This is a genomic window from Streptomyces swartbergensis (genome assembly GCF_002148965.1).
In the GTDB taxonomy this organism is placed as follows: domain Bacteria; phylum Actinomycetota; class Actinomycetes; order Streptomycetales; family Streptomycetaceae; genus Streptomyces; species Streptomyces swartbergensis.
Genome location: NZ_NGFN01000441.1, coordinates 1 through 6,209, shown reverse-complemented (window position 1 = coordinate 6,209; position 6,209 = coordinate 1). Strand labels below are relative to the sequence as shown.

At 71.9% G+C, this 6,209-nt stretch carries 5 protein-coding genes and 1 pseudogene; 4 read left to right on the top strand and 2 right to left on the bottom strand.

What is annotated here, in order from left to right; translation table 11 throughout:
* From CA983_RS39310 to CA983_RS39295, 4 genes and pseudogenes are all read left to right on the top strand, one after another.
* A pseudogene (locus CA983_RS39310) lies at positions 1-639 on the top strand (FG-GAP repeat protein); the annotation flags it as partial.
* 17 nt (positions 640-656) lie between these two features.
* Entirely contained in the window at positions 657-2,006 is a 1,350-nt protein-coding gene (locus CA983_RS39305) for an FG-GAP and VCBS repeat-containing protein (RefSeq protein WP_086605490.1), read from the top strand.
* A gap of 70 nt (positions 2,007-2,076) precedes the next feature.
* On the top strand, positions 2,077-3,519 hold the full coding sequence (locus CA983_RS39300; RefSeq protein ID WP_086605489.1) for an FG-GAP-like repeat-containing protein: 1,443 nt from the start codon (positions 2,077-2,079) through the stop codon (positions 3,517-3,519).
* Positions 3,520-3,614: 95 nt separating this feature from the next.
* Positions 3,615-4,628, top strand: a complete 1,014-nt coding sequence (locus CA983_RS39295) for a Yip1 family protein (RefSeq protein WP_086605488.1) — start codon at positions 3,615-3,617, stop codon at positions 4,626-4,628.
* An 81-nt stretch (positions 4,629-4,709) separates the two neighbouring features.
* On the opposite strand, the gene CA983_RS39290 is transcribed toward CA983_RS39295, so the two are convergent.
* The gene (locus CA983_RS39290; protein WP_086605487.1) at positions 4,710-5,207 is read right to left on the bottom strand and encodes a phosphoribosyltransferase; all 498 of its coding nucleotides are present in this window, start codon (positions 5,205-5,207) and stop codon (positions 4,710-4,712) included.
* Entirely contained in the window at positions 5,204-5,779 is a 576-nt protein-coding gene (gene dcd / locus CA983_RS39285) for a dCTP deaminase (protein ID WP_086605486.1), read from the bottom strand. The genes CA983_RS39290 and dcd overlap by 4 nt, the downstream gene beginning before the upstream one ends.
* Positions 5,780-6,209 lie beyond the last annotated feature (430 nt).

The following is a 6,209-nucleotide window of genomic DNA, read 5'->3' as shown; positions in this document are numbered from 1 at the left end:
ACCTCCCTCGCCCTCGGCGACATCGACGGCGACGGCTACGACGAGATCGCCCTCGGCAACGTCTTCACGAAGGACGACGACCACAGCGGCTCCCTCGGCGGCCGGGTCGTCGTCATCCGCGGCTCCGAGGGCGGCCCGGTCAACGGCGACGCCCCCATGGCCGAGCTGACCCAGGCCTCCACCGGCGTCCCCGGCACCGACGAGGCGAACGACGGCTTCGGCAGCTCGGTCTCCATCGRCGACACCAACGGCGACGGCTACGGCGACCTCGCCATCGGCGCCGTCTTCGAGGACGTCGGCACCCTCGAGGACGCCGGTTCCACGGTCCTGATGAACGGCTCCGCCTCGGGCGTCTCGCGCACCGGCGGCCGCACCCTCACCCAGGCCACCGCCGGTGTCCCGGGCACCGCCGAGGCCATGGACTACTTCGGCTCGGACGTCCTGCTGGCCGACGTCACCAAGGACGGCCGCGCCGAGTTCACCGTCACCGCCGGCTTCGAGGACGAGGGCATCGGCGGGATCACGACGCTGCGCGGCTCGGCCACCGGCCCCGTCACCGACGGCGCCCGCTCCTTCGGCCCGGGCAGCCTCGGCCAGACCCGCTCCTACGGCGCGTTCGGCGCCGGCCTCATCGGCTGACGAACCCAGGAGACACCATGCGCAGATCCACCACGACCGCCCTGGTCGCCGCCCTGCTGGCGACCGGCGTCACCCCCGTGTTCCTCACCGGCCCCGCCTCCGCGGCGGTGGCCAAGCACTACGACGACTTCAACGGCGACGGCCGCCGCGACCTCGCCTACGGCGGCTACAACGACGTCGACCGCGAGGGCGGCACAGTGACGGTCGTGTACGGCACGGCCACCGGCCTCGACACCGCCCACCCGACGTACCTCCACCAGGACAGCGCCGGCATCCCCGGAGCCGGTGAGGAGGACGACCAGTTCGGCGAGTCCCTCGCGAGCGCCGACCTCAACAATGACGGCTACGCGGACCTCCTCGTCGGCAACTCCATGGAGCACGTCGGCAGCACCGACTACCGCGGCACGGTCACCGTCGTCTGGGGCTCGAAGTCCGGCCTGTCCGGCGGCACGAACCTCACGCCCGCCGGCGGCGCGGGCAGCTACTTCGGCCGCGACCTCGCCACCGGCGACTTCACCGGCGACGGCTCGCCCGACCTGGCCGTGATCGGCGGCGGGGAGACGTGGCTGTACCGGGGCCCGTTCACCAAGTCCGGCACGACCGGAAAGGTCAGCGAGATCGACAAGGAGTCCGGCTGGTACTCGACCGCTCTCGGGGCCGGAAAGGTCGACGGGGACGGCAGGACGGACCTGGTGGTGATCGGCACGGAGATCACCGGCAGCGACATCCGCGAGCGCGCCTGGTTCCTCAAGGGCACGTCCTCCGGCCTCGCCTCGGGCGCGTCCAGGACCCTCAGCGACCGGCAGGAGGGCCTCTACCCGAGCCCGGTCGTCGGCGACTTCGACAAGAACGGCTACGGCGACATCGTCCTCGGCGTGCCCGACAAGGACAACGGCAAGGGCGCGGTCACGATCTGGCGCGGCACGGCGTCGGGCCCGGGCACGTCGACCACGTTCACCCAGGCCACCTCGGGCGTCTCCGGCAGCCCGGAGGCGGGCGACGACTTCGGCTACGCCATCTCGGCCGCCGACGCCAACGGCGACGGCTACGCGGACCTCGCGGTCGGCGTGCCGCACGAGGACGTCGAGGGCCTTCAGGACCAGGGCGGTGTCCACGTCTTCCGCGGCGGCTCCGGCGGCCTCAGCGGCGCCCGCTCCTCCTGGATCGCCCAGACGGTCCTGGGCCCCGCCGACTCCCACGCCTCCTTCGGCTACACCCTCCGCCTGCGCGACCTGACCGCCGACGGCAAGGCGGACCTGGCCGTGGGCGCGGCGAACGGCGCGCTGCTCATGCGGGGCACGGGCACGGTGCCGACGAAGACCGGCGCGGTCGCCCTGCCGGAGCTCGGCGGCTCGCTTCCCGACTGACCTGCTCGGTCCCGGCTCGGGGCAGACCACCCGGGCCGGGCCGGCTCACTTCACCCCACAAGGACCCCACATGGCCCACCGCACCCCCTACGCCCTGGCGGCCCTGACCACCGCGGCCGCGCTGGGCGCCGCCCTCTTCACCGCCGTACCGGCCGCCGCGGCCCCCGCCAAGTACGCCGACGACTTCAACGGCGACGGCTACCGCGACCTCGCCACCGCCGCGCCCTACACCCCCGTCGGCGGCAAGACCGACGCGGGTGCCGTCGTCGTCACCTACGGCTCCGCGAACGGCATCAGCGCCGCCCGCCGCACCGTCCTCACCCAGGACACCGCCGGCATCCCCGGCACCGCCGAGCAGGGCGACCGCTTCGGCAAGTCCCTCACCTCCGGCGACCTCAACGCCGACGGGTACGCCGACCTCGTGATCGGCAGCGTCGGCGAGGACGTCGGATCCGACGCCGACGGCGGCTCCGTCACGGTCGTCTGGGGCGGCAGGAGCGGCCTGTCCAGCGGCAAGGGCGTCCCCGACCCGGCGGTCTCGGCCCACGACGAGTACGGCATGTCCCTCACCGTCGGCGACTTCGACGGCGACGGCCGCCCCGACCTCGCCGCCGGCAGCACCGGCAGCGACATCTGGATCCACGAGGGCTTCACCAAGGCCTCCGGCCCCGGGGCCCGCCACGAACTCGCCACCGGCCTCCAGACCGGCAACAGCATCTACGGCGCCCAGGACCTCTCCGCCGGCGACCTCGACGGCGACGGCACCGACGACCTGGTCGTCACGGGCAGCGAGGCGTCGACGTACGACGACGGCAACATGATCTACCTCGGTTCCGCCTCCGGCTTCACGTACCAGACGTTCCTCAGGAGCGGCGGCTGGGAGCTGGCGGCGGTCGGTGACCTGAACGGCGACGGCTACGACGACGTCGTCTCGGCGGCGTACGGCGGCGTCGCCGGCGACGGCAAGAGCATCGGCGGCTCCGTCACCGCCTACCTCGGCAGCGCGCAGGGCGTCCGCACCCAGCCCCAGACGACGATCAACCAGGACACCCCCGGAGTCCCCGGCGCGGACGAGGACGGCGACTGGTTCGGCAACGCCCTGTCCATCGCCGACGTCAACGGCGACGGCTACGGCGACCTGGCCGTCGGCACGCTCTACGAGTCCGTCGGCACCGTGCAGAGCGCCGGCAGCGTCACCGTCCTGCGCGGCTCGGCCGCCGGCCTGACCGCCACCGGCGCCCAGTCGCTGACCCAGAACAGCGCGGGCGTCCCCGGCACCGCCGAGTCCGCCGACCGCTTCGGCGCGTCCGTACGCCTGTCCGACCTCAACGGCGACGGCAAGGCGGACCTGTCCCTGGGGGCCGACGGCGAGAACCACCCCTCCGGCGCCGTCCACAGCCTGCGCGGCTCGGCCTCGGGCGTGACGACGAAGAACGCGATCAGCTTCGGCCCGGGCTCGCTCGGCATGTCGACGACCGGCTACCTGAGGCTCGGCCAGGACATGCTCGGCTGACGCCGCCGCGAGGGGCCGTGGGGCTGCCCTTACGGCTGCCCGTACGGCGGAACCCTGACGGCCCACGGACGCCCAAGGCCCCTTCCCCCTAAGGGATGTCACAGCTCGGCCGCAAAGCCGGGCCCGGAAGCCCGGGCCCGGCACACCACCGCGCGGGACCAGGTACGTTCGAAGACGTGGCTGGATTCAGGATCGGACGCGGCCGGAACAACGGCGCTCCTCAGACGCGACCGCAAAACCCTCCGTACGGGCAGCAGACGCCGCAGGGACCGTCGTACGGCTACCCGCCGGCGCCGCAGCCGTACCCGCAGCAGCCGCCGTACGGCAACGGCGGCGGCCCCACCTGGCCGCAGCCGAACGCCGGGCGGCCCGGCGGCGGCTACGGCGACCAGGGCGAGCCGGAGTACTTCGGCGACGGCGCGTACCCGCCCGGCCCCCAGGGCCCGCCCGACCCGTACGCGGCGAACAACCCGGGCCACACCCAGGCCTTCACGGTCGGCGAGGACCCCTACAACCAGGGCGACACCTACCGCGCCGGCTCGGCCGCCCCGCCGCCCGGCCCGGTCGGCCCGCGCCTGCACTGGAAGGCCCTGCTGAGGGGCATCGTCCTCGCCCCCCGGCAGACGTTCCTCCAGATGCGGGACTACACGATGTGGGGCCCGGCCCTCATCGTCACGTTCCTCTACGGCCTGCTCGCCGTCTTCGGCTTCGACGGCGCCCGCAAGGACGCGATAAACGCCACACTCTCGAACGCCATCCCCATCGTCCTGACGACGGCGGTCGCGATGGTGATCAGCGCGTTCATCCTGGGCGTGGTCACCCACACCCTGGCCCGCCAGCTCGGCGGCGACGGCGCCTGGCAGCCCACGGTCGGCCTGTCCATGCTGATCATGTCCATCACGGACGCACCCCGCCTGGTCTTCGCGATGTTCGCCGGCGGCGACGCGACGTTCGTCCAGCTGCTGGGCTGGGCCACCTGGATCGCGGGCGGCGCACTGCTGACCCTCATGGTCAGCCGCTCCCACGACCTGCCCTGGCCGAAGGCGCTGGGCGCGTCGGCGATCCAGCTGATCGCGCTGCTGTCGATCGTGAAGCTGGGCACGGTCTGAGGCGCTGCACGGCGTGAGAAAGGGGCTCCCCGGAAGGGAGCCCCTTTTCTTGTTTCTTGGCGCTCCTTGAAGTTCCTGGTCTCAGGCGTCGAGCACCTGGCCGTCCCGCCGCACCACGGGCGGCTCCACGGACCACGGGAAGTTGATCCACTCGTCGGTCCGCTTCCACACGTACTCGCACTTCACGAGCGACTGGGACTTCTCGTAGACGACGGCGCTGCGCACTTCGGCGACGGTGTCGAGGCAGAAGTCGCGGACCAGCTTGAGCGTCTTGCCGGTGTCGGCGACGTCGTCGGTGATCAGCACCTTCTTATCGGAGAAGTCGATCACGTTCGGGACGGGAGCGAGCATGACGGGCATGTCCAGGGTCGTCCCCACGCCCGTGTAGAACTCCACGTTCACGAGATGGATGTTCTTGCAGTCGAGGGCGTAGGCGAGCCCGCCGGCCACGAAGACGCCGCCGCGGGCGATGCTGAGCACTATGTCGGGCTCGTACCCGTCGTCGGCGATGGCCTGCGCGAGCTCGCGCACGGCGACGCCGAACTGCTCGTAGGTCAGGTTCTCCCGGACGCCGGTCATACCTGGCTCCGATGGAAGTTGAGGAAGGACCGGGAGGCGGTCGGCCCCCGCTGTCCCTGGTACCGCGACCCGTACCGCTCGCTCCCGTACGGGAAGTCGGCGGGCGAGCTGAGCCGGAACATGCACAGCTGCCCGATCTTCATCCCCGGCCACAGCTTGATGGGCAGGGTGGCGAGGTTGGACAGCTCAAGGGTCACGTGCCCGCTGAACCCGGGATCGATGAAGCCGGCCGTCGAATGCGTGACCAGCCCGAGCCGCCCCAGCGAACTCTTCCCCTCCAGCCGGGAGGCGAGATCGTCGGGCAGCGAGATGACCTCGTAGGTACTGGCGAGGACGAACTCCCCGGGATGCAGGATGAACGGCTCGTCCCCCTCCGGCTCGACGAGCCGGGTCAGATCGGCCTGCTCGATCGAGGGGTCGATGTGCGGGTACCGGTGATTCTCGAACACCCGGAAATAGCGGTCGAGCCGCACGTCGATGCTCGACGGCTGCACCATCGCGTCGTCATAGGGATCGATCCGTACGCGCCCGGCATCGATCTCGGCCCGGATGTCCTTGTCTGAGAGAAGCACGCCCCGAGGATACGCACGGCGCGCGGAGCGACCACAACCGGACGTCTCCGCGCGCCTGCCTGCGTGCTTGTGGCGGGCCGTGCCGCTACCGCTCCTACCGCTTCTCGTAGCTCACGGGCACCACGCTCCGGAGCCGCGCACATCGCGGACACCGAAGCAGCCGGCCAGGGCCGAGCCGCTCGGCCTGCTGCATCGGGAACGAAGCGGTGGTGAACACGTGCCCATCCGCACAACGGACGACGGTGCGCTCCATCAAGTCCAAGAGTCCCTTCCCCAAGAGCCGCGTCCGGCTGCTGCTTGCCTGACGACAAAAGCCACAGTACGGGATCAAAGGGACGGCCCTCCAGGCGGCACTCCGGTCCCGTCCGGGCCCTCGCCCGCGCCCCCACCGTACGCCCCAACTCCGGTCACCCGCAGCCCGATCCCACCC